Below are 26,858 nucleotides of genomic sequence, written 5' to 3'. Positions count from 1 at the left end.
GGCCTTTCAGCACATCACTTGGATTCGATTCGCCCAAGTGGGTTGGTGCTCTCGGCCAAAGCCTTCTGCGCTGCCGGCCAGCTGGAGTTCTCAATGCCGAGGGCATGGCGAAGGTAGGCCCACGTAAGCCGTTGGATCAGGGCAACTCTTCCGGGATTCTCGTCCGTTGTCTCCTTGACCTCGTAGCCAGGAATTCCGCCGAGCGAGTGTTCTGCCCCGAACAACGTAAGCAGGCTCTTCTCCCCGGGACTCAGGAAGTACGGGTCGGCCATCCAGTCCGGCCCCCGAACGGTCAGCGGTGAGTGGTCCTGGTCTCCCGCGACCACCAGGGCCGGCGTGGCCATGTCCGCGAAGCTCGGGTTCATGAACGGGAAGTGCTCGGCTGCGAACGGTGTCAGGTCGGCTCCGCCCTGTCCGGCCGTGGCAAGCAGCACGCCCGCTCTGATCCGTGAGTCGGACAGGTCCTCTCCCTTCCTGCTCCGCGGATCGAGGACTCGCAAGCCCAGCAGACTGCCCGCCGTCTGGCCGCCGAAGGAGTGTCCGGCTGCGGCGATGCGGCTCCGGTCGAGGCGGCCGCCGAGGCCGGGGACGGCAGCTTCCAGAAGGTCCAACTGGTCGAGGACGTGCTTCACGTCCTCGACTCGCCAACGCCAGATCCGTGGTGTGCGGGGATCCTCCAGAGGGAGGCCCACCGTTCTCGAGTCGAGATGGGTGGGCTGAATCACCACGAAGCCATGGGCAGCCCAGAAATCGGCCAAGGGGCCGTAGCCGTCGAACGACGAGCCGAAGCCGTGCGAGAAAACAATGATGGGCAATGCCCGCCCGACCGTCGGTGCGGAAACCTTCACCCGCAGGTCTTCACCACGGCCCGGAGCTGAGAGCACTACCGGCTTCACCGAGATGATTGGATCGGGTGTATTTATGGCCACTTGCGAGGTAGCCGTCTCTGATTCGTCCATGGAGCAGCCGTCCTTGGCTTTGACGGGAGTGTGAGGTCTTCGCGAGATACGCTAAAACCTGACACTGGCGTCAGAGGCAAGAAGTGTGGTCCGTGCCACGGCGGGAGACATGATGCGTATCGGCGAACTCGCCACCAGGACAGGCGTCAGCGTCCGGGCGCTGCGGTACTACGAGGAACAGAACCTGCTCGCCTCGGAACGCAGCCCCAGCGGCCAACGGCACTACCCGGAGAATGCGGTCGACCGTGTCCAGCTGATCCAGCAGTTGTACGCCGCTGGGCTGTCGAGCAAGTCGATCCTGGCTTTGCTGCCGCGCGTCGTGAACGGAGAAGCCACGGCAGAGCTGCTCGAAGGGCTTGCGGCCGAACGGGACCGTATGGACAAGCAGATAGGTGACCTGGTGAGTGCCCGGGACAGGCTCGACACCGTCATCACCACCGCCACCACGAACTGGCGAACAGGTGAACGCTGCCGACCCCGGTGACCACCAGGTCCCGGTAAAGAGCTCGACGTCACAGAGGCGCTTCACTCCGGCACGCTGACGGCCGAGCAGTCGCCGCTGACTCCTGAGAGCTCGTCAGGGATGGTGGTTCTGGAGGTAACTGCTGAATGACCTTTGTGCCGCAGCAGGTTGGACACCGCCCGCATCTGCTCGTCGAGTTCTGCGAGCGCCTGGCGCAGCGCGATGACGCGAGTCTCGAGCTCGGTGGCTTCGGCGGCCAGGGAGATCACGGTGGCTGCGATGGAGGGTCGGTTCTCGGATGCCAGGGTCATCACATGTCCTGTCATCAGGCAGCGGCCTTCGGCTCATGCTGCACGGCCGAGATGTCGAGTATCAGCGTCACCTTGTCGCTGATGAGAACGCCCCCTGTTTCCAGGGCCGCGTTCCAGGTGAGACCCCAGTCCGATCGCTGCAGAGTGGCGGTGCCCTCGAAACCGACCCGGTGCTGCCCGTCGGCGTCCAGCCCGGCTCCGCCGAAGCTGAGGGCGATGGGGATGGGCAGCTCGACGTCCTTGATCTTGAGGTTCCCGACCAGACGGAACTCGTCGCCACCGACGGGAACGATTCCCGTGGAGCGGAAGGTCATCAGGGGAAACGTCGAGGAGTCGAAGAAGTCAGGACCCCTAAGGTGCGCGTCCCGTTCGCGGATCCCCGTGTCCAGGCTCTGGGTCTGGACGCTCACGTAGGCCTCGGAGCGGGCGGGTTGGGACCCATCGAGTTTGAGGAGTCCCTCGAAGGAGTCGAACTTTCCCCGCACATTCGAAATCATGGCGTGCCGGACGGAGAAACCGATCATGCTGTGAACCGGGTCAATGGTGTAAACACCGGTCAGTGCTTCATACGGGCCGGTGCCGGAGACAGTGCTCTGAGTACTGTTCTTGAGCATGACGAGCCGCCTTCTTCGTGCTGTGGAGGTTGGGTCGGGTTGGTTCCGGCACGGCTCGACCGACACGTCTCCGCTGCACGCAGCATGCGAGATGCGAAATGCGGCGAAGTGAGGACCGGCCGGAGACGGGGTGGCCCCTGGAGGCAGGGGCCACCCTCATCCCGAGTGCTTACTGCTGCTGCGCGAGCCAGTCGGCGAACCTGGTCTCGGCGAGGTGCGCGTCCGGACCGGGCAGGAGCGTGGTCTCCTGCAACTCGGCGCCCGAGTACGTGGCGTGCGGGTCCGTGACCACCGCGCGGGGGTCGTTCTTGGCGGCGAGTCCCTTGCGGACGAACTCGTCGATCGGGAACGCTTCGGGGCCTGCGATCTCCACAACACCGTTGACCGGGGCGCCGACCGCAGTGCGGCCAACGGCCGCGGCCACGTCGTCGGAGACGATGGGCTGGATCTTCGCGGCGGGCAGACGCACGGTGTCGCCGTCGGTGGCCCCGTCGGCGATCCCCTTCGCGAACTCGAAGAACTGGGTGGCGTGAACGATGCAGTAGGGGATGCCGGACGCCTTGATCAGCTCTTCCTGCACCTGCTTGGCACGGAAGTACCCGCTCCCCTGGAGCCGCTCGGTGCCGACCACGGAGAGCGCCACGTGGTGGGTCACGCCGGCGTTCGCCTCCGCCTTGAGGAGGTTGGTGGTCGAGGTGCGGAAGAACTCCATGACGGCATCGTCCGCGAACGAGGGGGAGTTCGAGACGTCGACCACGACGGAGGCACCCTGCAGAACCTCGGCCAGGCCCTCACCCGTGAGCGTGTTGACGCCGGTGTTGGGCGCGGCCGGAACTGCCTCGTGGCCGTGCTCGTTGAGCTTGGCAACCAGCTTTGAGCCGATGAGCCCGGTTCCGCCGATGACTACGACCTTCATGAAGTGGATCCTCTCGAAGTTTTTCCCATGTGCAGCGGGCGCTGTGCGAAGAGCGGCTCGGCTGCACCGGTCAATTCTGTCTTCACCAGGAAAGACAGGGCGGTGACTGCATTTGTGACACGAGACCCGGATGGAGTCCGAAAATCCCTCGACAAGGCGGGCCGATGGCGATTTCCACATGTGTGCCCGGACGGCTGCACACCGTTTGGGCACAGGCGCGCCACGGATTTCCTGTAGGCAGTTGTGCCGAAAGTCGAATTCGGCGGGTTACTCCACGAGCTTTCCTACGGTCGAGACCTCTTCCATGAGAGGGGCGATCTCGTCCGGGACGGGGGCGATGCTCTCGCGGGTGATTCCCGTCGTCGGGGACCACACGAGGTTGACCTGCAGTGCGGGATCCATGTCCGGGTAGTCGCTGCGGTTGTGGCAGCCGCGGGACTCACGCCGTTCCAGCGCCGCTTCGAGGGTGGCCCGGGCCGCGAGGGCAGCGGACTTGAGGTCGAAGGCGTGGGCGAGATCCTGGAAGCCGGCGATGTCGGGATGGACGCCGACGTCCTCCATCCGCTTCTCGATCACACCGAGTTCCGCCAGCCCGGCGCGCAGCCCTTCTTCGTCGCGTACGACGCCCGCGTGCTCGGTCATGGTGTTGCGGATGGCGCGCTGCAAGGCACGGACGTTCTCCGGTCCGTCCGCCGCGAGCAGCTCGTCGATCTCGGCCCGGGCCTCAGCAACCGCTGCCGCCGAGCGCGGCTGTGCGGTCAGACCCTGGGAGTAGGAGGCAGCCGCCTGTCCCGTGATGCGGCCGAAGACCAGCAGCTCGATGAGACTGTTGCCACCGAGGCGATTGGCGCCGTGCAGACCGCTCGACGCCTCGCCGATGGCGTAGAGACCGCGCACGTCGGTGCTGTGGTCCTCGGGCCTGACCCAGACCCCGCCCATCGAGTAGTGCGCCGTCGGTGCGATCTCGATCGGCTCGCGGGTGATGTCCAGCATCTGCAGGTCCAGCAGCGTCTGGTAGACCCGGGGCAGCCGGTTCATGATCGTCTGCCGGGGCAGGTGGGAGACGTCGAGCCATACCCCGCCCTTGGGCGTGCCGCGTCCTTCCTTGATCTCCGTGTAGGAGGCGAGGGCCACGCGGTCGCGGGTCGAGAGTTCCATGCGCTCGGGGTCGTAGCGGGTCATGAAGCGCTCGCCGAGGGCGTTGCGCAGGATGCCGCCCTCTCCCCGCGCGGCCTCGCTGACGAGGGTGCCGGCCGCGTTCTCCGGCTCGATGATCCCCGAGGGGTGGAACTGGACCAGCTCCGGGTCGCGCAGACGTGCTCCGGCCTCCACGGCCAGCCGGAACGAGTCGCCGGTGTTCTCGTCGCGCCGTGAGGACGTGCGCCGCCAGATGCGGGTATGGCCGCCCGCCGCGAGAATGACGGCGTCCGCGTGGATCACGTAGCGCTGTCCGTCCGTGAGATCGAAGCCGTATGCCCCGAACACGGCACCGTCGTGCACCAGGAGCCGGGTGATGTAGACGCTGTCCAGCATGGGGATCTTCAGCTGACTCGCCCGCCTGATGAGCGTGCGCTGGATCTCCAGACCCGTGTAGTCACCGGCGAAGGCGGTGCGCCGGAACTTGTGCGCACCGAAGAAGCGCTGCGAGATACGGCCGTCCTCCTCCCTGGCGAAGGCCATGCCGTAGCGCTCCAGATCATCGATACCCAAGGCGGCGCCCTGGGTGACGATCTCGGCGGTACGAGGATCGGCGAGCAGGTAACTCTCCTTGAGAGTGTCCGCGGCGTGCTGCTGCCAGCTGTCCTCGGGATCCATGGTGGCCAGGGCCGCGTTGATGCCCCCGGCGGCCAGCGCCGTGTGGGCGTCCTCCTTCGGCCGCTTGCCGACGGCGAGGACGTCCATACCGGCCTCGGCCAGCTCGATCGCCGCCCGCAGGCCTGCTCCGCCCGTACCGATCACCAGCACCATGGTGGAGAGACGTTGTTCGGTGATAGCCACGATTGCTCCGATCGCTTGGTCTCACTGAGTACGACCGGCTGCTCCCGCCGTTTGTGACACCGAGCCGTGGACCTGCTGTCTCACATCGGTGTGTCCCGGTGCCGTCGTCTCCCACTCACACGGTCGGGGTGTCAGGGCAGCAGGCTGGCCAGAGGGAGGATTCGGGATCGGCGAGGAGCGCGTCGTCGACGTCGGCCGGGGACTCGATCAGGGACCGGACCGGACCGGTGACGTCCCGCACATTGACGCTCATCCCACGGAACGGGCCGAGGCGGCCGTGCTCCCGCAGCGCGTCTGCTGCCTTGCCGTGTGGTTTCCCGTCTGAGCGACTGGCCTCCGCTGCGATCGTGGGTACGGTGACCACCGAGGCGTCTCCCGTGAGCGGGCGATGCACTGGACAGCGTTCGGGCGGGCCGGGGGAGTGCCTGAACCGCTCGGAGCAGAGAGCCCTGGCTAGGGAGCCAGCGTGATGGTCGTCGGCGTTCCTTCCCCGGCCATCCTCGCGTAGGGGCACAGTGAGTTGGCCTTCTCGATGAGGGGCGCGGCGGTTTCCGGAGAGATACCCGGCCACTTGACCACCAGATCGACGCGAAGCACGTAGCCGCCGTCTCCCGGATACCGGCCGAATGCCGCGGTCGCCTCTACCGTGATCGTGGCCGGATCGAGCGCCGCTTGCCGTGCCACCAGGCTCAGGGCCCCGTGGAAGCAGGCTCCGAAGGCGGCGGCGAACAACTGCTCGGGATTGGTGCCTTGGCCGTCGCCACCGAGTTCGCCGGGCATGCTCAGGTCGAGGTCCAGAACCCCGTCGGCCGATCGCGCCCTCCCCGAGACTCGCCCGTGTGCCGCCACGCCGCCGCTGACGGTCACCGTCGTCGTGTAGATCGCCGAGAACGACTCACCGTTGAAGTCCTTGCCGGTGGACAGGTCGGGCAACTTGATGTGCTCAGTCACCGCGTTACTCCAGCCTCGTGGCATGCAGGTCCTGTCAGAGTCCCGACAGCAGGTGCGGAGCGGGCAGGGCGGCGGCGACGGCCGGGACTGCCCGCCCCACCAGGAATCTTCCCTCGCCAGGCACAGCCATGCACTCCGCCGAAGGCAGGGCCGACTGTGCCGTTCATGACACTGTGCCGTTCATGACAATCGCCACGGGGTCTTGTCCTTCTGGTCTTGGGAAACCTCAGGTACCGGTCAACTGGTTGACCGACACGGCACTGTCTTGTGACACCTGGCCGGCCTCGCGTCGTTCGCCGGACGCCCAGAGTGCTCAGCCGTCCAGTGACGCCACATAGGGCGACAGCTTGGCCGGGTTCATCACCCACATGATCCGGTCGATCCCCTCCGCCGACACGTCGACGGCCAGCAGGGCCACAGCGTTTCCTCCGGACTGGACAAGGACAGCCGGGCGGCCGTTGGCCTCGACCCAGCGGATGTCCGACTCCGGCCAGAACCGCGGCGCGAAGGCGGCGAGGTACTTGGAGACGTGCAGACGTCCGATCACCGGAATCCTCGATGCGCCACGCACCCCTCCGCCGTCGGAGTAGCTGACGACGTCCGCGGCGAGCACATCCTCGAGCGCCCTCAGATTGCCCGTCTGCGCCGCGGTGAGGAAGGCCTCCAGCAGGCGCTGGTGCTCAGTCCGGCTGACACGTTCCCTGCGTTCTTGGGCCAGGCGCTTGCGCGCACGGCTCACCAGCTGGCGGGTGTTGGCCTCACTTGTCTCCAGGATGTCGGCGACCTGCCTGTAGGGGTAGTCGAACGCTTCCCGCAGGACGTAGGCGGCCCGTTCCACCGGGTTCAGTTTCTCCAGGAGGAACAGGACCGCCAGTTCGACCGCCTCGGCCCGTTCGGCTCCCACCTGCGGGTCCAGGCTGGTGTCGACCGGCTCGGGAAGCCACGGGCCGACGTATGACTCCCGCCGCACCCTCGCGGACTGGGCCGTGTTGATCGCGAGACGTGTGGTCACGGTGGCGAGGAAGGCTGCCGGCTCGATGATGTCCGTGCGGTCGGCGTTCTGCCACCGCACCCACGCTTCCTGAAGGACGTCTTCGGCTTCTACGGCGCTGCCGAGCACGCGGTAGGCGATTCCGAAGAGCTGCGGACGCGCTGCGACGAAGTCCCTCGTCGCCTTCTGCAGAGAGTCGACGTCATCTCCAGCGTGCATGGGTGTCCCTTCCGGCACAGGAGCCACCATGCTACAGCCGGTAAGAAGGTGTGTCCCGCGGCCCCGGACAGCTCACACTCAAGTGCCCCAACGGTGTCACTTACGGGCGCCTCGAATGGAGAACGTTGTTACCACTGCTGAGCGTCATCGACAGGACGGCTGGATCATCTCGCCGGAGCAGCGGGGCGAAGCCGTGCTTCTCCAGGTCACCGATCAGCTCGGCCCGAGTGGCCGGCCACATCCAGAATGTTTCGATGTGCTCTCGCAGCGCGTTCCCCGCCCCTCGCACCCAGTAGTCGAAACGCGTGCGGATGCGGTTTCCGTCGGCCGACATCAGCATGTGCCCTCCGTATTCGTGCCGGCCGACCCTCTGACGGGGGAAGACGCGCATGATGTCCTTGTCGGGGAGGCGAGCGGGCGGGAGTTGGAGAAGCAGTGAGCCGCCGGGAACGAGTGCCCGGGCGACAGCCGGCCAGAGAGCCTGTCGTGCGGCGGGTGCGAGACAGGCGATCGTGTTGTGGCAGATCGCCACGTCCGCGACTCCGTGCAGTGCCGCCTCCTCGAGCGTCTGGGGGTGCACCGTAACCCGCTCCCTCAGTTCTGTGGGCAAGGTGGGCGAGACGCGTCATCAACGGCGCGCGCATGGCCCGTGCGGGCTCGACAGCGTGAACGCCGACCCGGGATTCCATGAGGCTCATCATCGTGACGCGTCCGGTTCCGGCTCCGATGTCCAGCATCCCGAGGCGGGCACGACCCGCATCGCGACCGTAGAGGTGATGGACCCGTATCTCGTCCTGGTGGGCTTGGAGTACGTCGTAGAACTCCGCGCTGACTGCATAGTCGTCCGGCTGCATCCGAACAGTCGGTGCTCTCGGAATGACAGGGTGCATATCCAGTAAGACAGATCATGCGCTGCGTCTGTGACAGGTGCGGCGGGGGCACTGACTGCCTGCCTTCGCCCTCATCTCGACACGATAGAGCCCGAATTCGCCTCGTGTGGTGGTCGTGGTCGCCAGGTAGTGAATGGCGTCCTCGCCGGCCTTGCCGAGATCGGGCCCGGCGCTCGCGGGACGGAAGTCAGCGCTGATCTCGCCGCCATCTCCCCAATACACCTGTTCCGGTTACGACATGATTCCCATCCTTTACATAGGGTGGTTTCGGCGGTCGCCGACCGAGGGTTTCTCCGGCGGTCCGGAGCCGCTGACGCCCATGCCTCCTACAGAGACCGAGGATCCCCGAAACCTGTGACACCCGAGGCCGACCAGGGGGCGCGGCAGCATCCTCTTCCGCGCCGGTCACCGCCCCGACATCAGTTCCTCCGGGGCCCAACCGACAGAAAGCCTGCGTCGATGCGGCCTCCGGCAATTCTTTCCGCGGCGCCCTCCGCGCAGATGTCGAGCGGCAGAATCTCGATGTCTGGGTGCGTGAGCCGTCCGCTCCGGAGCGTTTCGGCGCCCCCGCCGAGTACCCGGGCTCCTGACTCGGCCAGGGCGACGGCTGTGGCATGAACCACGCCAGCGTGTGACACAGTGGTTCCGAGTGTGCCGTGAACGCCGGAAGTCCGTCTCCCCGCCGCAGGCCGGGCGACGCGGAGACGGACCGTGTGTGTCCGGCCGGGGTGGGGTGTCTCTCGTCAGCCGAACTGGCCGGGCTGGTAGCTGCCGGCGGGCTGCTGATTGATCACGTTGATGCGGTTGTAGGCGTTGATGACAGCGATGAGGGAGATGAGTGCGACGAGTTGGTCCTCGTCGTAGTGCTTGGCGGCATTCGCCCAGGCCTCGTCGGTGACGCCACCGGCCGCGTCCGCGATCCTGGTGCCCTGCTCCGCCAGTTCCAGCGCCGCGCGCTCGGCCTCGGTGAAGACCGTGGCCTCCCGCCAGGCGGCGACCAGGTTGAGGCGCTGGGCGGTCTCCCCGGCGTGCGCGGCGTCCTTGGTGTGCATGTCGGTGCAGAAACCGCAGCCGTTGATCTGGCTGGCGCGGATCTTCACCAGCTCCTGCGTCGCGGCCGGCAGCGTCGAGTCCGAAACGACCTTGCTCGCCGAGTTGATGTGCTTCAGGACCTTGCCCGCAAGGGGATTGCCGAAGTAGTTGAGACGTGAATCCATGCCTTCTCCTGGAGTCAGTTGCGGATACGCACTACTGACAGCGGAGCTGAAAGAAATGTGACACGGCAGGGGCCTGTGTCGGCGTGGCCAGGCTCACACCTTGCGCTTACCGACCGTTGTGTTTCCGAACCTGTGGCATCCGCCCAAACCCGTCGCCAGAACCGTCACCACCACTGGTCGGCGCGTCAGCTTTCCCGACATCCTGGTGATCCGAGTCCGGGACGGCACGATTGTGCATGTCCGCGATTACAGGGACGGGCTCGGTGTGGCTCACGCCATGGACCGGCTCACCGTCGTGGTCGCCGGCCTGAGCGGCCGAACCTGAGCCTCTGCCTAGGACCGTTCGTCTGCCGTGGTGGCGTTCAGGCGGCGGCCAGGGTGGCGGTCCCCAGCGCGACGAGCGTGACCAACTTGACCGACTCGCAGGCCACATAGACCAGGTGAGCGCGGGAGCGCGGGACGTCCGCTCCGGCCAGGACCCGGTCGGAGCGGCGGTTGAGGACGGGCCGGACCGCGGCCATCTGCACCGCCAGCAGCGCGACGGCGAGGACCGCCAGGACCAGGACCGTCACCGGGGGACCACCGACGGCGACCGCCGCGACCACGACGACGGCCAGGACCACTTCGGCCCGGTTGAGCGCGCGGAAGACGAGGCGGCCGATGCCGAGTCCGATCCGTACGGTCACGTCGGGCGCCCGGAACTTCAGCGGTGCCTCCAGGAAGGAGATGGCCAGCACCATCCCGAGCCAGACGAAAACAGCCGCGGCGGCCACGGCCGCCGAAGTGTCGTTCATGCGCGGTGCGCCTCTCTCGTGTGATCGTTTCCCGTCGCGGCGGGCGCGGTTTCCGTGTGCGTGCGCCGTGCGTCGGACGCGTCCGCAGGCCTGGTCCCGCCGCCGTGGGCATCGGCTCTACTGGGCGAGCCAGAGATCCGGGCCGAAGACCTCGTAGTGGATCCTCTCGGCAGGCACGCCGCACCGCAGCAGGTCGCCACGCACCGCCCGCATGAACGGCAGCGGCCCGCACAGGTAGGCGGTCAGGTCGGCCGGGAGGTGCAGGCTGCTCACGTCGGCTTGGCCGGCCGCGGCCTCTGAGGCCTGGTCGCCGGGCACCTCGTACCACAGGTGGTGCCGGGCGTTGGGCAGGGCCCGCACCAGGCCGAGCTGCTCCGCGCGGTGTGCGTGGTCGGCGGGGGAGCGGTCGGCGTGGATCGTGACGACCGGGCGGGTGGAGCCGGTGGAGGCCAGGTGGTCGAGCATGGCCAGCATGGGGGTGTTGCCGATCCCCGCGGATGCCAGCAGGAGTGGGCCGTCGCCCGCGGGCAGGACCAGGTCTCCGAACGGTGCCGACAATGTGAGCCTGTCGCCGGGCTGTGCGTGTTCGTGGAGCCACGTCGAGACCTCGCCGTCCGGCCTCGCCTCGTCGCGGACGCGCTTGACGCTGATACGCCAGTTCTGCCGACCGGGTGCGGAGGAGAGGCTGTACTGGCGGATCTGCCGGGCCCCGTCAGGGAGTCCGACCTGGACGCTGACGTACTGGCCCGGTCGGAAGGGGGCAGCCGGGCGCCCGTCGGCGGGCCGCAGGAGGAGGGAGACGACATCGGACGTCTCCTGGCGGCGCTCGGCAATCTCCATGCGCTGCCAGACCTCGCCGTCCGCGGTGCCCGCCTCCTGGTACAGGCGCGCCTCGATGGCGATCAGCGCGTTGGCCATGAGCCAGTAGACCTCGTCCCAGGCTGCGGCGACCTCGTCGGTGACCGCGTCGCCGAGTACCTCGGTTATCGCGGCGAAGAGATGGCGGTGGACGATCTTGTACTGGCCGGAGGTGATGCCGAGTGAGGCGTGTTTGTTCGCGATCCGCGCGAGCATCGCGTCGGGGCGGGTGTCCGGCTTCTCCAGCAGCAGGCTCGCGAACGCTGCGATGGAGCCGGCCAGCGCCTTCTGCTGATCCCCGCTGGCCTGGTTGCCGCGGTTGAACAGGTCCCGCAGCAGCTCGGGCTGGGCCTCGAACAGCTTGCTGTAGAACAGGTCGGTGATGTTCCCGATGGCGGCTCCGACCGCCGGAAGGGTGGCCCGGACGACGGGGACAGACTGTTCGGAGAGCACTGGGACTCCTAATAGGTAAATGAGCTTCGCATTTTGAGGCGTGTGTGGCCGCACCCCAGGGAGCGTGACTACCGTGGCGACCGGGGTGGGTGCCAGGGCATGGCTCTATTGCGGGGGAGGGCCGGCCAGAGCGATCAGCACCGGCCCGGTGGGCGAGGTGACGAGGTCGGCCACGGTCAGCGGATCGAGCGTGGCGTAGAACGCATCCTGGGCGTCGCGCAGTGCGCGCCGCAGGCGGCAGGCCCCGCGCAGGGGGCACGGTGGGTCGTCGCAGGAGACGACCTCGCCCTCGCCCTCGAGTTCGCGCACCAGCCAGCCCACCGAGGCTCGCCTGCCGAGGCTGGTCAAGGCGAGACCGCCGCCGCGGCCGCGCCGGGCCTCGACCACGCCCAGGTGTTGCAGGCGCGTGATCGCCTTCGCCGCGTGGGTGTGCCGTACGTCCATGGCCTCGGCCACCTCGCGGGTGGTGAGCACCTCGTCGTCGGCGCAGACCGCCAGACGCATCACGGAACGCAGCGCCAGGTCGGTGAACTTCGTCAGTCTCACAGCCCGGACGCTAGCAAATACGAATGCTAGATTCTTGTTTGATGAATGGTGTGACGGTGTGGAGTGCGTCACGGGCGGCGGCGTCCGGCGATTCTCCGGCGTTCCCCCGGCACAGGGCCGGCCATGCCGGCGACGGAGAAGGCAAGGCGAGATCGGATGGTGGCAGTGACTGTGGCAGACGGCGACTCCCCGGACCCGGCCGACGGGGCGCCGGTGCCTCGGATTCTGTTCGACACCGCGGCGCTGGAGGCGCTCGGCCCGGCATCGACGGGCGCGGTGTGGAGGCTGTCCGAGCCCGGCCGGCAGATCGACGCCAATATCGTCCGGATCCTGTCCGAGCAGCGCGTCGAAGCCCATGCCGAGCCGGACCTGGACGTACTCCTGCTGGTCGTGGCGGGAGACGGCACCCTGCTCACCCCGGAGGGACCGCACACTCTGGGCGAAGGCAGCCTGGTCTGGCTGCCCCACGGCTCCACCCGCGGCCTGGAGGCGGGCAAGAGCGGTATGTCGTACCTGACCGTTCACCGCCGCCGGCCCGGCATGCGGATCCAGTCCGCCGCCAGCCGGGATCGTGGGCACGGCAGGCCGCGCCCCTGAACCGCGGGCATGCCGAACAGGGCGTCGAATATTCCCTGCCCTGGCGGTCGTTGGACGTGCAGACTCGTCCCATGGCGGACATGCGCGTATTCCTGGACGCGGTCGGTAGCTGGGCGGCGGGCGGCCCCGGCGAACCGGCGGCTGATCTGGCTGTGCAGCTGGGGGTGCGGACGGCGGTACTGCTGGAAGGACCGAGTGACCTCGCGGCCGTCGAGGCGCTGGCCGCACGGCGTGGCCGGGACCTGGCAGCCGAGGGGGTGTGCGTCGTGCCGATGGGCGGGGCGATGAGCGTCGGCCGCTACGCCGGTCTTCTCGGGCCACCAGGTCTTGGCCTGCGCCTGGCAGGACTGTGCGACGAGCGCGAGCAGGGCTTCTACGACCGCGGCCTGCAACGGGCCCGGGCGTCGCACCGGGGTTTCTTCGTGTGTGTGGCGGACCTGGAGGACGAGCTCATCCGCGCGTTGGGCACGGCGCGGGTCGAGGAGATCATCCTGGCCGAGGGTGACCTGCGGCCCTGGCAGACCTTCTTGCACCAGCCCGCACAACTCGGTCGGCCCCGGCATCAGCAGCTGAGGCGCTTCCTCGGCACGAAGAAGGGTCGCAAGATCCGCTACGGCCGTCTCCTGGTGGAGACGCTCGACCCCGGCCAGGTACCGGCCCCGCTCGACGACCTCTTCACGAGCCTGTGACCGCGCACGAAGGCGCGGTCACGGCCGCTCAGGGCGCTCTGTCACGCCGTCCGTCCGTGTGGCCGACTGGCGCTGCGGACGGCCATCTACCGGCGACTGTGATGCGATGCGAGGGCGGGGCCTCCCGCTCCGGCCAGGTGAAGACGATGTCCGGTCAAGGAACGTGCGAACTCGTCCACGGCTGGGGGACTTTGATGGGGTGAACTAGCCCGCGCCGAGCCGCAGTTCGCCGGATCGGCCCTGTACCCGCAGCCACTCGGTGCGCTCCGGATGACGCCGTAGGCAACAGCATCTGGCCGGTCCTGCCGTGGAGGCGAGTCCTGGCAAGGTGCTCCGCCTGCCCCACCAGCACCCCTCAGGGCCTTATGACGATTCACGCACGACGAGCTCGGTGGGAAGCGTGACGTGCCGACGCGGTGACTCGGGATCGCCGATCTCCTCCATCAGGATGTGGGCGATCATGCTGCCGATCTCCTCGACGGGCTGACGCACGGTGGTGAGGGGCGGATTGCTGTGCCGGGCGATGATGGAGTCGTCGAATCCGACCACCGCCACCTCGTCGGGGACGCCCCTCCCCTGCCTGCGCAGCTCCACCAGCGCCCCGGCCGCCATGACGTCCGAGGCGACGAACACGGCGTCGAGCTCGGGGACTTGTTCAATGAGTGAACGCATCGCGGCCTCGCCGCCCTCCTCGGTGAAGTCGCCCGAGGCCACGAGTCGGTCCGTGGCCTCGTGCCCCGCCTTCTCCAGGGCCTCGCGCCAGCCTTGGAGCCTGCTGCGCGCCACATCCATGTCGAGGGGGCCGCTGATGGTGGCGACGGTCCGCCGCCCCCGCGCGAGGAGGTGGCGGACGGCCGTCGCGGCCCCGCCCGCGTTGTCGGAGTGCACGTGGCTGAGCGACTCGTCGGGGGAGCGGCGCCCGGCGAGCACCGTGGGCAGCCCCATGTCCTCCAGCAGCCCCGGCAGCGGATCGCGCTCGTGCACCGAGACCAGGAGCACCCCGTCGACGCGCCGCTCCGCCACCGACTCGGTGAGCTGGTCACGCTCGGCCTGGTCGCGTACGAGCATCAGTTGGAGCTGGGTCCGGGTCTCCGCGAGGGCGGTGCTGACCCCGCGGATCACCGCCGAGAAGTAGGGCTCCGAGCCCAGTCTGCTCTCCGACTCGGGGATGACCAGGGCCACGGAGTTCGTCCGGCTCGTCACCAGCCCCCGGGCAACCGAGTTGGGTACGTAGTTCAGCTCGGCGATGGCGGCGAGGACGGCGGCCCTGGCTTTGTCACTGACGAGCTCCGAGCCGTTGATGACTCGTGAAACCGTGGTGCGTCCGACGCCGGCGCGCGCGGCCACGGTCTTGATGGTCGGGCGTTGCCTGCCCCCCATGACGCCTCCCTCGCTTCCGCGCTGCCCAGACGGCTTTCACCTGCGCATTGTGCCAGACCGCCGCAGCGCGTCCGCCGGGTCCGAGCTCGGGGGCGGGACATCTTCCCGCAACGAAGTGGATTCAACTTCTTGACAGACCCCTTTCGCGGCGGCCAGGCTTCGGGCTCCTGAGTGGGCACGTTCCCATCGCCGTTTGGGAACGTTCCCACCGGACAAATGGGGCCTGCGGATCGGACCGTGGGTCTCGAACTCCGGTGCGTCAGCGCCGCCGCTAGGAGGACGAAATGGACAACTCCCGAAGGAAGTTGCGTACGAGAGTCTTGGCCGCCGTGTCGGCCGCCTCGGCTCTCGGGCTGGTCGTGGGCTGCGGGGGCAGCAGCGACGGGGGGACCGGCGGGGGAAAGAAGGACGGCAAGGTCACCATCACCATGGGCCTGTTCGGCGTCATGGGCTTCAAGGAGACCGGTCTGCTCGACAAGTACATGAAGGAACACCCGAACGTCGTCATCAAGGCGGACGTCGCGGGCGACGAGCAGACCTATTACACCGCCCTGCAGACCCACTTGGCCGCAGGCAGCGGGCTGAAGGACATCCAGGGCATAGAAATTGGTAGGGCCAAGGAACTGTCCGACACCCAGAAGGACAAGTTCGTCGATCTGGCCGGTGTGGCCGGGACGGACCACTTCCTTCCGTGGAAGCAGAGCCAGGTCACCACCGCGGACAAGAAGGTCATCGGCCTCGGCACCGACATCGGCCCGATGGCGGTCTGCTACCGCAAGGACCTCTTCGAACAGGCCGGCCTGCCCACCGACCGCGAGGAGGTCGCCAAGCTGTGGGACGGCGACTGGTCGAAGTACGTCGCCACTGGCAAGCGGTTCAAGGAGAACTCGAAGGCCGACAAGGTCGCCTACATGGACAGCTCCAGCGGACTGTTCAACGCCATGATCTACGGCAACTCCCAGCAGTTCTACGACAAGCAGGGTGAGCTGATCTACAAGACCAACCCTGTCGTGAAGGACGCGTGGAAGCTGGCCTCCGAGGCGGCCACGTCCGATCTGACCGCGAAGCTCCGCCAGTTCCAGCCCGGTTGGGACCCCGGCCTGGCCAACAGCACCTTCGCCACCACCGTCTGCCCGGCATGGATGCTCGCCCACATCAGCGAGAAGGCGGGCCCGAAGAACAAGGGCAAGTGGGACGTCGCCAAGGCTCCCAAGGGCGCCAACTGGGGCGGAGCGTTCCTCGGCGTGATGGAGAAGAGCCCTGTCAAGAAGGAGGCGCAGGAGCTCGTGGCCTGGCTCACGGCCCCCGAGCAGCAGGCCTACCTCTTCAAGGAGATCGGCAACTTCCCCTCGTCGCAGACCGCGTTGTCCCTGCCCGAAGTGGTCGATGCCAAGTCGGACTACTTCAGTGGCGCGCCCATCGGCAAGATCTTCAGCGCCGCGGCCCAGGAGATCCCCGACGAGCAGGTGCTCGGCCGTAAGGACGGCACCATCAAGGACATCTTCTCGCAGGGTCTGACCTTGATCGAGGCGCAGAACAAGAGCCCGAACGAGGCATGGGAGACCACTGACACGCGCATCGAGAAGGCCGCCGGCTGACCGATGGCCCCGTTGCCCATCTCCGCAGCATCTCGGCGCCCCATGCACTGCCTGTCTGGGCCGCCGGGCCCCTGCTCGCCTCTCTCACCCTCCAGGAAGGACGCCTTCCGGTGGCCATCTCCACCTCGACACCCCCACACGGTGCGGCCGGCACCGCCCCGCCGGCCGGGACCGGCGGGGACCGTCAGCGGCGCCGTACGCTGCTGCACCGCATCGACCTGAGGGGCGCCCCGTACGCCTTCGTCGCCCCGTTCTTCATCGTCTTCGCCGCCTTCAGCTTCTACCCGCTCATCTACACCTCGTGGATCTCGCTGCACCGCGTCGAACTGTCGACCCTGAACCTCATGGAGTGGGTCGGCTTCGACAACTACACGGCGCTGTGGGACGACGACCGCTTCTGGAACGCGCTGCTCAACACCATCACCATCGGCGTGCTGTCCACCGTGCCGCAGCTGCTGATGGCGCTCGGGCTGGCACACCTGCTCAACTACCGGCTGCGCGGCTCGACGTTCTTCCGCGTCGCCGCCCTGACGCCGTACGCCACGTCGGTGGGCGCCGCGGCCCTCGTGTTCACGATGCTCTTCGAACGCGACTTCGGCATGATCAACTGGATGCTGAACCTGGTCGGTGTCGACAACATCGACTGGGAGAACAACAAGTGGGCCGCACAGACGGCGATTTCCTCGATCGTCATCTGGCGCTGGACCGGCTACAACGCCCTGCTCTATCTCGCCGCGATGCAGGCGATCCCGCGCGACCGGTACGAGGCCGCGGCCATCGACGGCGCCTCGCGGTGGCAGCAGTTCCTGACGGTCACCGTCCCCGGCATCCGCTCCACCATCGTGTTCACCATCGTCCTGTCCACGATCGGCGCCACCCAGCTCTTCGGTGAGCCCCTGATCTTCGGCCAGGGCCCCAACGGCATCACCGGGGGCGCGGACAACCAGTACCAGACGCTGGGTCTGCTGCTGTACGAGGAGGGCTGGAAGAACTACCAGATGGGCCGGGCCGCCACGGTCGCCTGGGCGATGTTCCTGCTGCTCATTGTCGTGTTCGTCGTCCAACGAGTCGTCAAGCGCGTCCTGGCGCGCAAGGCCTGACCGGGAGGTTTCCATGACCACAGACAGCATCCCGGTCCGGACGGCGGACGCGCGCCCCGGGACCGAGCGGAACGCCCGCAAGACCACCCCGTCCGGCGGACGACGCCGAGGACTGTTCCGGCACCCGGGCGCCGGACGACAGCACCACGCGGGTCCCGTCGCCTACATCCTCCTGGGAATCGCGGCGCTGTTCTCGCTCTTCCCGCTCTACTGGACGATGGTGGCGGCGTCGACCGACAACACGCGTGTCACCCAGACGCCTCCGCCGTTCCTGCCGGGACCCCACCTGCTGGAGAACCTCGGCAAGGCCTGGCAGGACGCGGCGCTGGGCAAGGCCATGCTCAACAGTCTGATCGTGGCCGGCGTGATCGCCTTGTCCACGGTGCTGTTCGCCACCCTGGCCGGCTTCGCGTTCGCCAAACTCCGCTTCAAGGGCCGCAACATCCTGCTGATGCTGGTGATCGGCACGATGATGGTGCCGCCGCAGCTCGGCGTCGTACCGCTGTTCATGATGATGACCGAACTGGGCTGGGGCCAGAAGCTGCCCGCCGTCATCTTCCCCACGCTCGTCAGCGCCGTCGGTGTGTTCTTCATGCGCCAGTACCTGTCCGAGGCGTTGCCCGACGAACTCGTCGAGGCCGGGCGCGTGGACGGTGCGCACTCCCTGCGCATCTTCTGGAGCATCGTGCTGCCGATCGCCCGGCCTCCCATGGCCGTGCTGTTCATGATCACGTTCGTGCACGCCTGGAACGACTTCTTCTGGCCCTTCATCGTGCTCGACATGACCAATCCGACGGTGCCCGTCGCCCTCACCCAGCTCAGCGCGGGATACGTGCGCGACCAGTCGCTGATCATGGCGGGCGCGCTCCTCGGCACGCTGCCCCTGCTCGCCCTGTTCATCGTCTTCGGCCGTCAGATCGTCGGCGGCATCATGCAGGGAGCGGTCAAGGGATGAGCACCCTGCCGTTCCCCCGATGCCGAGGCCCATCGACGCCGGCCACCCCGCTTCGCCGCTCCCGCCCCGCCTCGCAGTCCATCTGGAAGGACCCACGTGACCACCACCGCAGCCCGACCTGTCGCGCCCGCCCCGGAGAACACCGCCGCCCTCAGGTTCCCGCAGGGATTCACCTGGGGCACGGCGACCGCCGCGTACCAGATCGAGGGTGCCGCCGCCGAGGACGGACGTACCCCTTCCATCTGGGACACCTACTCGCACACGCCCGGCAGGGTGCGCAACGGTGACACCGGTGACGTCGCCACCGACCACTACCACCGCTGGCGCGAAGACATCGCGATCATGGCCGATCTGGGCGTCAGCGCCTACCGGTTCTCCGTGTCGTGGCCGCGCGTGCAGCCGACCGGCCGGGGCCCGGCCGTCGAGAAGGGGCTCGACTTCTACCGCGCCCTGACCGACGCACTGCTGGAGAAGGGCATCGAACCGGTCGTCACCCTCTACCACTGGGACCTGCCCCAGGAGCTGGAGGACGCGGGTGGCTGGCCGGAGCGCGCCACCGCCGACCGGTTCGCCGACTACGCGACGCTGGCGGCCCGCGCGCTGGGGGACCGGGTGAAGACCTGGATCACCCTCAACGAGCCCTGGTGCAGCGCCTTCCTCGGATACGGCTCGGGTGTCCACGCGCCCGGGCGCACCGACCCGGTCGCGGCCCTGCGCGCGGCGCACCACCTCAACCTCGCCCATGGCAAGGCCGTTCAGGCGCTGCGCGCCGAACTGCCCGCCCGGGCGCAGGCGTCCATCACGCTCAACATCCACCACGTCCGCGCGCTGACCGAGGCCGCCGAGGACCTCGACGCGGCCCGCCGGATCGACGCACTGGCCAACCGCGTCTTCACCGGCCCTGTGCTCGAAGGCCAGTACCCCCAGGATCTCCTCCAGGACACGGCGAGCCTGACCGACTGGTCCTTCGTACGGGACGGCGACACCGCCACGATCCACCAGCCGCTGGACTTCCTGGGCGTCAACTACTACACACCCACGCTCGTTTCCGCCGCCACCGGCGAGGCCAGCCACGGCTCCGACGGCCATGGGCAGAGCGAGCACAGCCCCTGGCCGGGCGCCGACAAGGTCGCCTTCCACCGCCCGCCGGGCCGTACCACCGCGATGGGCTGGGCGGTCGACCCCAGCGGCCTGTACGACCTGCTGATGCGACTGAAGACCGACTTCCCCGCGATGCCTCTGATGATCACCGAGAACGGGGCCGCGTTCGACGACTACGTGAACCCCCAGGGCGAGGTGGCCGACCCCGAACGCATCGACTACCTCCACGGCCATCTGTCGGCCGTGCACCGCGCGATCGGCGCCGGCGTCGACGTGAGGGGTTACTTCCTGTGGTCCCTGCTGGACAACTTCGAATGGGGCTACGGCTACAGCAAGCGCTTCGGTGCCGTCTACGTCGACTACCCGACCGGCAAGCGCATCCCCAAAGCCAGCGCGCGGTGGTACGCCGACGTGGCCCGCACCGGCATTGTGCCGGAGGGGAGCGGCGGGAACCACTGAGCGAGAAGGAGTGCCGCATGGCCGGCCGGGCCATTGAGGCCCTCGCCACGGAGCGGCCTCCGAGCGGCAGCGCCCCTGCCGCTCGGAGACGCTCCGTGTCGGCCTTCGACTGATCCAACTCGCGGCGTAGCCGGTATCGCGGACGAGTACGACGGCCGACTCTGGCGGATAGTCGAGCCGCCGCCGTTGAGGAACAGATACGCCTCCGTGGCGGGCGGGCGGTCCGCAGGCTGCCACAGCCCCGCGTCGGAGTCTCGCGGGTATCTGGCTCAGCACCTGGTGCCGGCCCCAGTCAGCCTTCGCGGGACAGCCCTTGGCCGTGACTCGGTTCTCCTTCGACTGCGTGAACGCAAGGGCGGGGTCGTGCAGTCGGCGACGCGCGGCTTTGAAAGTCCTCGCCGGTGAAGGTGGCGGTCAGCCGTCCGTCCGTCAGGGCCACCTCCACGCCCGCCCCGCTCGCCGTCGCTTCGGCGAAGGCGGCGGGTGGGGTGTGGTCCAGCAGTAGGACGAAGTGCAGCGCGAACGGCGGACGGTCCTCGTACGGGATGCCGTCGGCGTCGAGCTGGAAGTTCGCGGCCCAGGCCGCCTGACATAGCACCGAGACGAACAGTCCCAGGAACTCCGCGCCGAGCAGGTCGTCGGCGTCGTCGATCAGGACGGCGACATCTCGGTTGCCGTGCCCGGGGCCGTGCCAGTCGTGGAGGCAGTCCACCAGCGCGTCCCAGTTGTGGCCGAAGTATCCGAGGAAGGACAGCTCCCGGGCGAAGGCACGGAACAGCGAAGCCGGTTGGAGCAGCTCTCGGCCATCCAGTCGGAAGGGGATCCCACCCTGCTTCTGGAGCGCGGCTGTTTCGGCGGTCACCCACGGGTCGTTGCTGGCGGTGAAGACAACCCAGGGTGGTCTGCGCGCGGCGAGGGTGGGCGCATTCATGAGGGGGATCCTCGCACGGGGTCACACCATCTGCGCTGACCTCCTGAGTACCGGGCCGGTCGCGGAACGTCGCGCCGTAAAGCGTGTCGTTCCCGGCCGTAACCCGGGTGCTGCCCGCCACGAGCCGATCGCTCCAGTTGATCCCTGGGGCAGCCCGGCTGCACCGGCTGTCCGGCTAGGCGAACGCGTCCGCTCCTCGTTCCACCCACACTCGAAGGTGGGAGGGGTGCTCGGCATCCATGTGTACGGTGTTCGCTGCTATGGCGGTCCGGCGGGCTGTTGCCTCCGGTTCGCCGGTGTTGGTGTTGATGTCGAAACGGGGGAAGTTGCTGGAGGAGACGTCGAGCCGGATGCGGTGGCCGGCGGCGAAGCGGTTCGCCGTGTCGGGGGCGATGACCTCGATCTCGTACACCGTGCCCGGAGTGAGCAACTCCGGCTTCTCGTAGGAACGGTGGAAGCGGCAGCGGGCGATGCCGTCGGTGAGGTTCATGGCGAAGCCGTGCGGATAGTCGGCGTTGGGCGGGTGGACGTCGATCAGCTTGATGGTGAAGTCGGTGTCCTGGGCCGTGGTCGAGATGTGGAGCCTTGCCGACACGGGGCCGGCCAGTACCAGGTCATGCTCGAGTGGCGGGGTGCTCAGGCTGATCACGTCCGGGCGGGAGTCCAGCGGCAGGTACGGTGCGCGCGCCCCGTACACCCGGGCGTCCGGGGCGTTCTGGTCGTATGCCCCGCCCGTCATCACCGGTTCGCCCGAGGTGACTTGGCCTCCCATGGTGGGGACCGGCCGGCGCGGGTCGAAGTCGTAGGTCACCGATGCGGCGGCCACGGTGGGCGGGGAGAGGGTGAGGGCGCCTGCGGCGGTGAAGTACAGGGCGACAGGGGCCGTCGACGCCGGCGGCCACCGGGTGTCGGTGCGCCATGCGCCGCCGTGCCGCATCCGCCCGGCCGCATCCCTTCGGCCGTCGCCGCCGCCCATCAGGAAGTACTGGACGGCGGGGAGATCTCCGCTCCCCGGATTCCCCTCGTCCTCCCGGCCCAGCGCCCGGTCGAACCAGCGGCGGCGGAACTCCAGGTACGACGGGGCGAGGTTGCCGTCCAGTGTCGCGCGCGGTCCGAAGTCCACGTCTCCGGCGTACGTCTCGCAGCGGTGCCCGTGTGTCCACGGGCCCATGACGAGGTAGGAAGGTGCCGACTTCAGCTCCCGCAGGGCGGTGAAGTTCTCGATGGTGGAGCGGACGTAGGGGTCGTACCAGCTGCCCATGTGCAGGCTCGGCGCGTCCGGGAAGCGCCCGTAGAAGCCCCGCCCGTAGATCGCCGGGTTGCGGTAATAGTCCCCGAAGGTGTCCTGGCGCCACTGCTGCAGCAGGAAGTCCTCGTACGCCGGCAGGTGCCGCAGCGGCGTGCAGCCCGGCCGCCACGGCATCGCACCGAACCAGCCCCTCGCGTCGACCCGCAGCAGCTGCTCGGCCAGCACAGAGTCCGCCGCTGCCTCCGGACTGTGCACCGCATGCCGCAGTGCCCAGGTCACCTGCTTCAGCTCGAAGGCGCCGCCCATCCGCATCCCCGCGTCGTACGCGCAGGAGAAACCGCCCGAGTCCTGGAACATGGCGGCCAGTCCCGTCGCCCTCTCGGCGGCTGCGGCTGCCTGGACATGGGCGGAGTAGGACACCCCCGTCATCACGACCCTGCCGTCACACCACGGCTGGTTCCTGAGCCAGGCGATGGTGTCCGCCCCGTCCGGGCCCTCGCCGAGGTACTTCACGAACGTTCCCTCGGAGTCGCCGCGGCCCCGGCAGTCCTGCCGTACGACGTGGTACTGGGCGTCGGTGAAGTGCCGGGCGATGTCCTCGGGTTGCGGGACCGGCGCATCGCTGCGGTCCTGGTCCGAGCCGCGCTGCCGGCGCCGGCCGTACGGGGTGCGCTCGAGGAGCACGGGAAGCGCGGTCGCCTCCGGTTCGGGTGAGGCGGAGTACAGGTCGGCGGCGAGATGGATGCCGTCCCGCATGGGGATGCGCAGGGTGCGGCGCCACAGGGCGCCGTCCTGGAGGGGTTCGGGCCGACAGGTGTGGGAGGTGTCGTACGAGGTCATTCCCGTGACGCTAAGCAGTGGCTCACCTCATGGCGATCACTTGACGTCATCAGGTCAACTGTTCCGTCGGACGGTGACGGGATCGGACACGGGACCTACTGTGCAGCGCAACCCGGCAACACGCCGCGTGCCTCGCGACGGATCGTGCGCGGTTCCGGGTCCCTGCTTCCCACACAACGCTCGCCACGCGGCCGCGTCGTGCCCTCGTTCACCGTCCTCACAGGAGGCCGCCATGACCACACCTGCCCAACGCCCCCAGGAGGTGCAGGCCCCGGAGCCCGACGAGGGGGGCCGTGGCTCCAGGCTCCTCGACCTGGTCGAGCGCGCGGGAAACGCACTTCCGCATCCGTTCTGGCTGTTCTGGATCCTGTGCGGGGTGGTCGCCCTCGTCAGCTCGGCGCTGAACGCCTCCGGCCTGCGGGTCGAGGACCCCTCCTCGGGTGACCTGGTCGGCGTACGCAGCGCTCTTTCGGCGGACGCCGTACGGGACCTGATCACCGGCGCCGAGGAATCCTTCGTCACCTTCGGCCCGCTCGGCACCGTGCTCATGGTGATGCTGGGTGTCGCGGTCGCCGAGCGGTCGGGACTCTTCGAGGCACTGGCCCGCCGCATGCTGTCCGGCCTGTCCCCGCGCACGGTCGTCCTGGGCGTGGCCCTGGGCGGCGTACTGGGCAAGTTCCTGTCCGACTCCGCGTACGTGGTCCTCATCCCGCTCGGGGCGGTGGCCTTCCGCGCCGTGGGCCGCTCTCCCATGCTCGGCATGATCGTCGCGTTCGTCTCCATCAACGCCGCGGGTGACGCCAACCCGTTGATCGCGCCCGGGGACGCGCTGTTCGCCTCCGTGGCCACCGAGGCCGCGCAGCTCGTCGACAAGGGCGTGGTGGTCCGCGCGACGGACAACATGTACTTCACCACCGTCTCGGCGTTCGTGCTGGCCGGCACCATCGCCCTGGTCGTGGACAAGATCCTCGCCAAGCGCGAGCACCATTTGACCCCCGACGCAGACTTGGAGGCCGCCGCGGCACAGCGGGTCGTCGCCGCGGAGGTCGACGACGCCACCGAGGTGCGGGCCCTGAAACTGACCGGGCTGGCCGTGCTCGGCTACGCCACGCTGATCGTGCTGGCGATGCTGCCCGCCTCGTCACCGCTGCGCGGCGAGGGGGGCGCGATCGTGGAGTCCACCTTCATGAACGCCATCGCCGTCTTCCTCACCGTCTTCTTCCTGCTGATCGGCGCCGTGTACGGGCGGCTCACCGGGCGGATCAGGGGGAGTCGCGCGATACCGGAGTTCATGGCCGAGGGAGTGCGCTCCATCGCACCGCTGCTGGTGCTCTTCTTCGCCGTGTCGCAGTTCCTCGCCCTGTTCAAGTGGACCAACATCGCCACCGTCGTCGCCGTCGAAGGCGCGGACTTCCTCAAGCAGCTCGGCGCGCCCACGCTGGTGCTGTTCTCGCTGCTGATCGTCGCGGTCGCCCTGATGAACCTCCTCATCACCTCCGGCTCCGCCCTGTGGACGCTGGTGGCCCCGGCACTGGTGCCGATGCTCATGCTGCTCGGCACAAGCCCGGCCACCACCATGGCGCTCTACCGCATCGCCGACTCCTGCACGAACTCCATCACCCCGATGAGTACGTCGTTCATGCTCTGTGTCGGCTACCTGCAGACGCTGCGTCGCAAGGCCGGCATCGGCACCCTGGTCTCCTTCACCCTGCCCCTCGCCATGATCATGCTGGTGGTCTGGGTACTGCTGTTCTTCGCCTGGTACCTGCTGGGCATCCCGCTCGGCCCGGGCGCACCCGTACGGTGAACTCCGCCGTACGCTGACGGCGTGAGCATCGTCCTCGACCTCGGAGGGCTCGGCCCCGCGGACCTCGCGGTCGGGCCCTCCGCGCTGTCGGAACTGATGGCGAGCCTGCACGTGCTCGCCGAACCCGAGCACCACCCGGAGGCCGTCGGCTGGACGGCCCGCGCCGCCGCGGCGGGACCGGAGCTGCGCGACGAGTTGTCCGTGTTCGCTCCGCTGTGGGCACGCTTCCGCTGCCGCCTGTTCTTTCCCCGTATCGTGCCGCTCACGGCGAACCTGGACGAAGAACTGGCAGCAATAGGGGAGTTGCCGAAGGGGGACTTCCTCGAGCTGGTGGCGCCCGGAGTCCTCGGCACCAGCGCGCAGCCCGTGCCGCAGGCCCGCGAGCTGCGGCCCGGCACCGCCGCCGCGGAGGACTACACACGCCGCTGCCTGCGCCGCTCCTACGCCCGCGGTGAGCTGGCGCGGCAGCTGGTGGCGGCGCCGTTGGAGCTGCGGGACCGGCTGCTGGAGGTGCTGCGGGCCGCAGACACCGCCTTCTTCGCCGAGGACTGGCGCACCCTGCGGCCGGCACTGGAGGACCACGCGCGGGAGGTACGTCGCCGGCTGACGGCCCGGCCGCCCGCGGAGGTGCTCGCCGAACTGCTGCCGACCGCGGCCCGGGTGGGGCCGGGGGAGCGGATACGGCTGGACAAGCTGCAGATCGACGAAGTGAAGGTGGCCCCGCGCCCTCTCGTCCTCGTCCCGTCCGCGCGGGTGTGGCCGCATCTGACCGTCAAGAACGAGCACCCGTCGTGCGTGGTGGTGCAGTACGCGGCGCGTGGCGCAGCCCCGGCCGGACAGCTGACCCTGCGGGATCTGCACCACCGGCTGATGGCGCTGACCTCGCCCGCCCGGATGGAGCTGTGCCGCCATCTGCTGGGCGAGCCCATCACCACCTCGGAACTCGCCGCCCGGCTGGGCTCCAGCGAACCACAGGTCTCCCGCGCCCTGCGCACCCTGCGCGACGCGGGCCTGGTGCGCTCCACCCGAGACGGCAAACTGGTGCGGCACCGGCTCGCCACGGACGTCATCCAGCGACTGGGCCACGATGTCCTCGCCACCGTGGCACGGTGAACCGAACGAGGAAAACCCTGGCCGTCTCCGGCGCCCGGTCGGGCGGATCCTGGAAGAGGCAGACCACCGGGTCACGAGCATCGGCGTCGACGGGGTGGCCACCTGTCCGCCGGCCCTCATCGACCCCGGCTCCGACACCCGCATGATCTCCGGCGCGGGTCATCCTCCGCCGCCCGGAGAGGTGCTCCTGCTGTACACCGACGATCTGGTCGAACACCGCCGGACGGACACCGATGCCTCGCTGCGGCGCGCGTTCTGGTGCACGGACTCACCGAGGACGACGTGCCCCTGTCGCCGCCGGCCTGCGGGCCGCACCACTCGGGCTGGGGGACGGCGGGACAGGTTCCCGGCTCAGAGCTTCCTTGCGTCCCACCGGCCCGTGTTGGGGTGGTTGCCTCGGGGTGGTGCCCTACTGCCGCGCGGAGAGCTTCGCTTCGAGCCGGTTCAGGGTGCGGTTCAGGGTGCGGGGGACGTGCATCTGGGTGATCCCCAGTTCCTCACCGCCGTGCCTCAGTGGCACGCATGCAGGTGAGGGCGGCTATAAGTCGGATAGTTCAGGGCAGGTGAAACAAATGGCCGAACTTTCACAGCTGTTGCAACAGACCATGCGACGCAGGCACCTGAACGCACAGGACCTCGCCGACCGTACCGGCATTCGCACCCCGCGGATCCGCGTCTTCGCCGCGGACGGCGCCCACGGTCCCGTGCGGCCCACCCCGGAGGAACTGTCGGAGCTCGCCGAAGCTCTGGAACTGCCCTTGCTGGATGTCCAGGAAGCCGCCCGCACCGCTGCACCGGCGCCGGCCTGACGGCTGCCGCGGGACTCCCCCGTCACGCCGCAGGCCCGAGACCTCGGGCG

General features: G+C 68.6%; 27 protein-coding genes. 11 read left to right on the top strand and 16 right to left on the bottom strand.

The features are described from left to right. Positions 1-14 precede the first annotated feature (14 nt). Positions 15-959: an alpha/beta hydrolase family protein gene (locus tag OG252_RS03380; protein WP_329333573.1), complete on the bottom strand. Its 945-nt coding sequence runs from the start codon at positions 957-959 to the stop codon at positions 15-17. A gap of 109 nt (positions 960-1,068) precedes the next feature. Here OG252_RS03380 and OG252_RS03375 point away from each other — a divergent pair, with 109 nt between their 5' ends. Beyond that, a complete protein-coding gene (locus OG252_RS03375) occupies positions 1,069-1,443 on the top strand; it encodes a MerR family transcriptional regulator (RefSeq protein ID WP_329333572.1) in 375 nt (124 codons plus the stop codon). 41 nt (positions 1,444-1,484) lie between these two features. Here OG252_RS03375 and OG252_RS03370 read toward each other — a convergent pair whose 3' ends face one another. The 9 genes from OG252_RS03370 to OG252_RS03330 all read right to left on the bottom strand — a co-directional run bounded on the left by OG252_RS03370 (position 1,485) and on the right by OG252_RS03330 (position 9,529). Further along, the gene (locus OG252_RS03370; RefSeq protein WP_266451974.1) at positions 1,485-1,733 is read right to left on the bottom strand and encodes a hypothetical protein; all 249 of its coding nucleotides are present in this window, start codon (positions 1,731-1,733) and stop codon (positions 1,485-1,487) included. A gap of 14 nt (positions 1,734-1,747) precedes the next feature. After that, positions 1,748-2,347 carry a YceI family protein gene (locus OG252_RS03365; protein WP_266453186.1) on the bottom strand — a complete coding sequence of 200 codons (600 nt, stop codon included), beginning with the start codon at positions 2,345-2,347 and terminating at the stop codon, positions 1,748-1,750. A gap of 169 nt (positions 2,348-2,516) precedes the next feature. Continuing rightward, entirely contained in the window at positions 2,517-3,263 is a 747-nt protein-coding gene (locus tag OG252_RS03360) for an SDR family oxidoreductase (protein WP_329333571.1), read from the bottom strand. Positions 3,264-3,530: 267 nt separating this feature from the next. Next, the gene (locus tag OG252_RS03355) at positions 3,531-5,231 is read right to left on the bottom strand and encodes an L-aspartate oxidase (protein WP_329345065.1); all 1,701 of its coding nucleotides are present in this window, start codon (positions 5,229-5,231) and stop codon (positions 3,531-3,533) included. A 145-nt stretch (positions 5,232-5,376) separates the two neighbouring features. Further along, on the bottom strand, positions 5,377-5,514 hold the full coding sequence (locus OG252_RS03350; RefSeq protein WP_329333569.1) for a hypothetical protein: 138 nt from the start codon (positions 5,512-5,514) through the stop codon (positions 5,377-5,379). A 200-nt stretch (positions 5,515-5,714) separates the two neighbouring features. Further along, complete coding sequence (locus OG252_RS03345) at positions 5,715-6,212, bottom strand: Ohr family peroxiredoxin (RefSeq protein WP_329333567.1); 498 nt, start codon at positions 6,210-6,212, stop codon at positions 5,715-5,717. A 313-nt stretch (positions 6,213-6,525) separates the two neighbouring features. After that, positions 6,526-7,422, bottom strand: coding sequence for an RNA polymerase sigma-70 factor (locus OG252_RS03340; RefSeq protein WP_266451978.1), 897 nt, complete (start codon positions 7,420-7,422; stop codon positions 6,526-6,528). A 100-nt stretch (positions 7,423-7,522) separates the two neighbouring features. Further along, positions 7,523-8,002: a hypothetical protein gene (locus tag OG252_RS03335; RefSeq protein WP_329333565.1), complete on the bottom strand. Its 480-nt coding sequence runs from the start codon at positions 8,000-8,002 to the stop codon at positions 7,523-7,525. Positions 8,003-9,055: 1,053 nt separating this feature from the next. Continuing rightward, a complete protein-coding gene (locus OG252_RS03330) occupies positions 9,056-9,529 on the bottom strand; it encodes a carboxymuconolactone decarboxylase family protein (protein ID WP_266451981.1) in 474 nt (157 codons plus the stop codon). 100 nt (positions 9,530-9,629) lie between these two features. Here OG252_RS03330 and OG252_RS03325 point away from each other — a divergent pair, with 100 nt between their 5' ends. Beyond that, positions 9,630-9,854 carry a nuclear transport factor 2 family protein gene (locus OG252_RS03325; RefSeq protein ID WP_266451982.1) on the top strand — a complete coding sequence of 75 codons (225 nt, stop codon included), beginning with the start codon at positions 9,630-9,632 and terminating at the stop codon, positions 9,852-9,854. 37 nt (positions 9,855-9,891) lie between these two features. On the opposite strand, the gene OG252_RS03320 is transcribed toward OG252_RS03325, so the two are convergent. From OG252_RS03320 to nsrR, 3 genes are all read right to left on the bottom strand, one after another. Next, positions 9,892-10,323, bottom strand: a complete 432-nt coding sequence (locus OG252_RS03320; RefSeq protein WP_329333563.1) for a hypothetical protein — start codon at positions 10,321-10,323, stop codon at positions 9,892-9,894. 117 nt (positions 10,324-10,440) lie between these two features. Continuing rightward, complete coding sequence (locus tag OG252_RS03315; RefSeq protein ID WP_329333561.1) at positions 10,441-11,634, bottom strand: globin domain-containing protein; 1,194 nt, start codon at positions 11,632-11,634, stop codon at positions 10,441-10,443. 105 nt (positions 11,635-11,739) lie between these two features. Further along, positions 11,740-12,180: a nitric oxide-sensing transcriptional repressor NsrR gene (nsrR, locus tag OG252_RS03310; protein WP_329333559.1), complete on the bottom strand. Its 441-nt coding sequence runs from the start codon at positions 12,178-12,180 to the stop codon at positions 11,740-11,742. A 165-nt stretch (positions 12,181-12,345) separates the two neighbouring features. Between nsrR and OG252_RS03305 the strand changes: the two genes are divergently transcribed. Beyond that, positions 12,346-12,777: a hypothetical protein gene (locus tag OG252_RS03305; protein ID WP_329333557.1), complete on the top strand. Its 432-nt coding sequence runs from the start codon at positions 12,346-12,348 to the stop codon at positions 12,775-12,777. Between the two features lie 71 nt (positions 12,778-12,848). Further along, positions 12,849-13,466: a TOPRIM nucleotidyl transferase/hydrolase domain-containing protein gene (locus OG252_RS03300; protein WP_266451987.1), complete on the top strand. Its 618-nt coding sequence runs from the start codon at positions 12,849-12,851 to the stop codon at positions 13,464-13,466. A gap of 363 nt (positions 13,467-13,829) precedes the next feature. Here OG252_RS03300 and OG252_RS03295 read toward each other — a convergent pair whose 3' ends face one another. Then, positions 13,830-14,846, bottom strand: coding sequence for a LacI family DNA-binding transcriptional regulator (locus OG252_RS03295; protein ID WP_329333555.1), 1,017 nt, complete (start codon positions 14,844-14,846; stop codon positions 13,830-13,832). A 284-nt stretch (positions 14,847-15,130) separates the two neighbouring features. Here OG252_RS03295 and OG252_RS03290 point away from each other — a divergent pair, with 284 nt between their 5' ends. The 4 genes from OG252_RS03290 to OG252_RS03275 all read left to right on the top strand — a co-directional run bounded on the left by OG252_RS03290 (position 15,131) and on the right by OG252_RS03275 (position 20,059). Next, on the top strand, positions 15,131-16,444 hold the full coding sequence (locus tag OG252_RS03290) for an ABC transporter substrate-binding protein (protein WP_266451989.1): 1,314 nt from the start codon (positions 15,131-15,133) through the stop codon (positions 16,442-16,444). Positions 16,445-16,554: 110 nt separating this feature from the next. After that, positions 16,555-17,544, top strand: a complete 990-nt coding sequence (locus OG252_RS03285; protein WP_266451990.1) for a carbohydrate ABC transporter permease — start codon at positions 16,555-16,557, stop codon at positions 17,542-17,544. A gap of 13 nt (positions 17,545-17,557) precedes the next feature. Further along, on the top strand, positions 17,558-18,499 hold the full coding sequence (locus tag OG252_RS03280) for a carbohydrate ABC transporter permease (protein WP_266451991.1): 942 nt from the start codon (positions 17,558-17,560) through the stop codon (positions 18,497-18,499). Positions 18,500-18,595: 96 nt separating this feature from the next. Beyond that, a complete protein-coding gene (locus tag OG252_RS03275; RefSeq protein ID WP_266451992.1) occupies positions 18,596-20,059 on the top strand; it encodes a GH1 family beta-glucosidase in 1,464 nt (487 codons plus the stop codon). 292 nt (positions 20,060-20,351) lie between these two features. On the opposite strand, the gene OG252_RS03270 is transcribed toward OG252_RS03275, so the two are convergent. Both OG252_RS03270 and OG252_RS03265 read right to left on the bottom strand, forming a co-directional pair. Then, positions 20,352-20,990: a barstar family protein gene (locus OG252_RS03270; protein ID WP_329333550.1), complete on the bottom strand. Its 639-nt coding sequence runs from the start codon at positions 20,988-20,990 to the stop codon at positions 20,352-20,354. Positions 20,991-21,165: 175 nt separating this feature from the next. Continuing rightward, on the bottom strand, positions 21,166-23,079 hold the full coding sequence (locus OG252_RS03265) for a CocE/NonD family hydrolase (protein ID WP_329333548.1): 1,914 nt from the start codon (positions 23,077-23,079) through the stop codon (positions 21,166-21,168). A 232-nt stretch (positions 23,080-23,311) separates the two neighbouring features. On the opposite strand from OG252_RS03265, the gene OG252_RS03260 reads away from it, so the two are divergent. From OG252_RS03260 to OG252_RS03250, 3 genes are all read left to right on the top strand, one after another. After that, a complete protein-coding gene (locus OG252_RS03260; protein ID WP_329333546.1) occupies positions 23,312-24,886 on the top strand; it encodes an AbgT family transporter in 1,575 nt (524 codons plus the stop codon). A gap of 21 nt (positions 24,887-24,907) precedes the next feature. After that, positions 24,908-25,999, top strand: a complete 1,092-nt coding sequence (locus OG252_RS03255; RefSeq protein ID WP_329333544.1) for an ArsR/SmtB family transcription factor — start codon at positions 24,908-24,910, stop codon at positions 25,997-25,999. 572 nt (positions 26,000-26,571) lie between these two features. After that, on the top strand, positions 26,572-26,808 hold the full coding sequence (locus OG252_RS03250; RefSeq protein ID WP_266451997.1) for an XRE family transcriptional regulator: 237 nt from the start codon (positions 26,572-26,574) through the stop codon (positions 26,806-26,808). Positions 26,809-26,858: the final 50 nt, after the last annotated feature.

The organism is Streptomyces sp. NBC_01352 (assembly GCF_036237295.1).
GTDB classification, from domain to species: Bacteria; Actinomycetota; Actinomycetes; order Streptomycetales; family Streptomycetaceae; genus Streptomyces; species Streptomyces plumbiresistens.
Note: the sequence above shows the minus strand (reverse complement) of the source record. Positions and strands in the feature narration are given on the sequence as shown.

Bases quoted from the DNA above. Each gene is read 5' to 3' on its own strand.
- OG252_RS03370 (WP_266451974.1), bottom strand. From the start codon at position 1,733: ATGACCCTGGCATCCGAGAACCGACCCTCCATCGCAGCCACCGTGATC.
- OG252_RS03330 (WP_266451981.1), bottom strand. From the start codon at position 9,529: ATGGATTCACGTCTCAACTACTTCGGCAATCCCCTTGCGGGCAAGGTC.
- OG252_RS03380 (WP_329333573.1), bottom strand. From the start codon at position 959: ATGGACGAATCAGAGACGGCTACCTCGCAAGTGGCCATAAATACACCC.
- OG252_RS03290 (WP_266451989.1), top strand. From the start codon at position 15,131: ATGGACAACTCCCGAAGGAAGTTGCGTACGAGAGTCTTGGCCGCCGTG.
- OG252_RS03280 (WP_266451991.1), top strand. From the start codon at position 17,558: ATGACCACAGACAGCATCCCGGTCCGGACGGCGGACGCGCGCCCCGGG.
- OG252_RS03360 (WP_329333571.1), bottom strand. From the start codon at position 3,263: ATGAAGGTCGTAGTCATCGGCGGAACCGGGCTCATCGGCTCAAAGCTG.
- OG252_RS03270 (WP_329333550.1), bottom strand. From the start codon at position 20,990: ATGAATGCGCCCACCCTCGCCGCGCGCAGACCACCCTGGGTTGTCTTC.
- OG252_RS03355 (WP_329345065.1), bottom strand. From the start codon at position 5,231: ATGGTGCTGGTGATCGGTACGGGCGGAGCAGGCCTGCGGGCGGCGATC.
- OG252_RS03250 (WP_266451997.1), top strand. From the start codon at position 26,572: ATGGCCGAACTTTCACAGCTGTTGCAACAGACCATGCGACGCAGGCAC.
- OG252_RS03265 (WP_329333548.1), bottom strand. From the start codon at position 23,079: ATGACCTCGTACGACACCTCCCACACCTGTCGGCCCGAACCCCTCCAG.
- OG252_RS03260 (WP_329333546.1), top strand. From the start codon at position 23,312: ATGACCACACCTGCCCAACGCCCCCAGGAGGTGCAGGCCCCGGAGCCC.
- OG252_RS03300 (WP_266451987.1), top strand. From the start codon at position 12,849: ATGGCGGACATGCGCGTATTCCTGGACGCGGTCGGTAGCTGGGCGGCG.
- OG252_RS03375 (WP_329333572.1), top strand. From the start codon at position 1,069: ATGATGCGTATCGGCGAACTCGCCACCAGGACAGGCGTCAGCGTCCGG.
- OG252_RS03350 (WP_329333569.1), bottom strand. From the start codon at position 5,514: ATGAGCGTCAATGTGCGGGACGTCACCGGTCCGGTCCGGTCCCTGATC.
- OG252_RS03320 (WP_329333563.1), bottom strand. From the start codon at position 10,323: ATGAACGACACTTCGGCGGCCGTGGCCGCCGCGGCTGTTTTCGTCTGG.
- OG252_RS03365 (WP_266453186.1), bottom strand. From the start codon at position 2,347: ATGCTCAAGAACAGTACTCAGAGCACTGTCTCCGGCACCGGCCCGTAT.
- OG252_RS03295 (WP_329333555.1), bottom strand. From the start codon at position 14,846: ATGGGGGGCAGGCAACGCCCGACCATCAAGACCGTGGCCGCGCGCGCC.
- OG252_RS03340 (WP_266451978.1), bottom strand. From the start codon at position 7,422: ATGCACGCTGGAGATGACGTCGACTCTCTGCAGAAGGCGACGAGGGAC.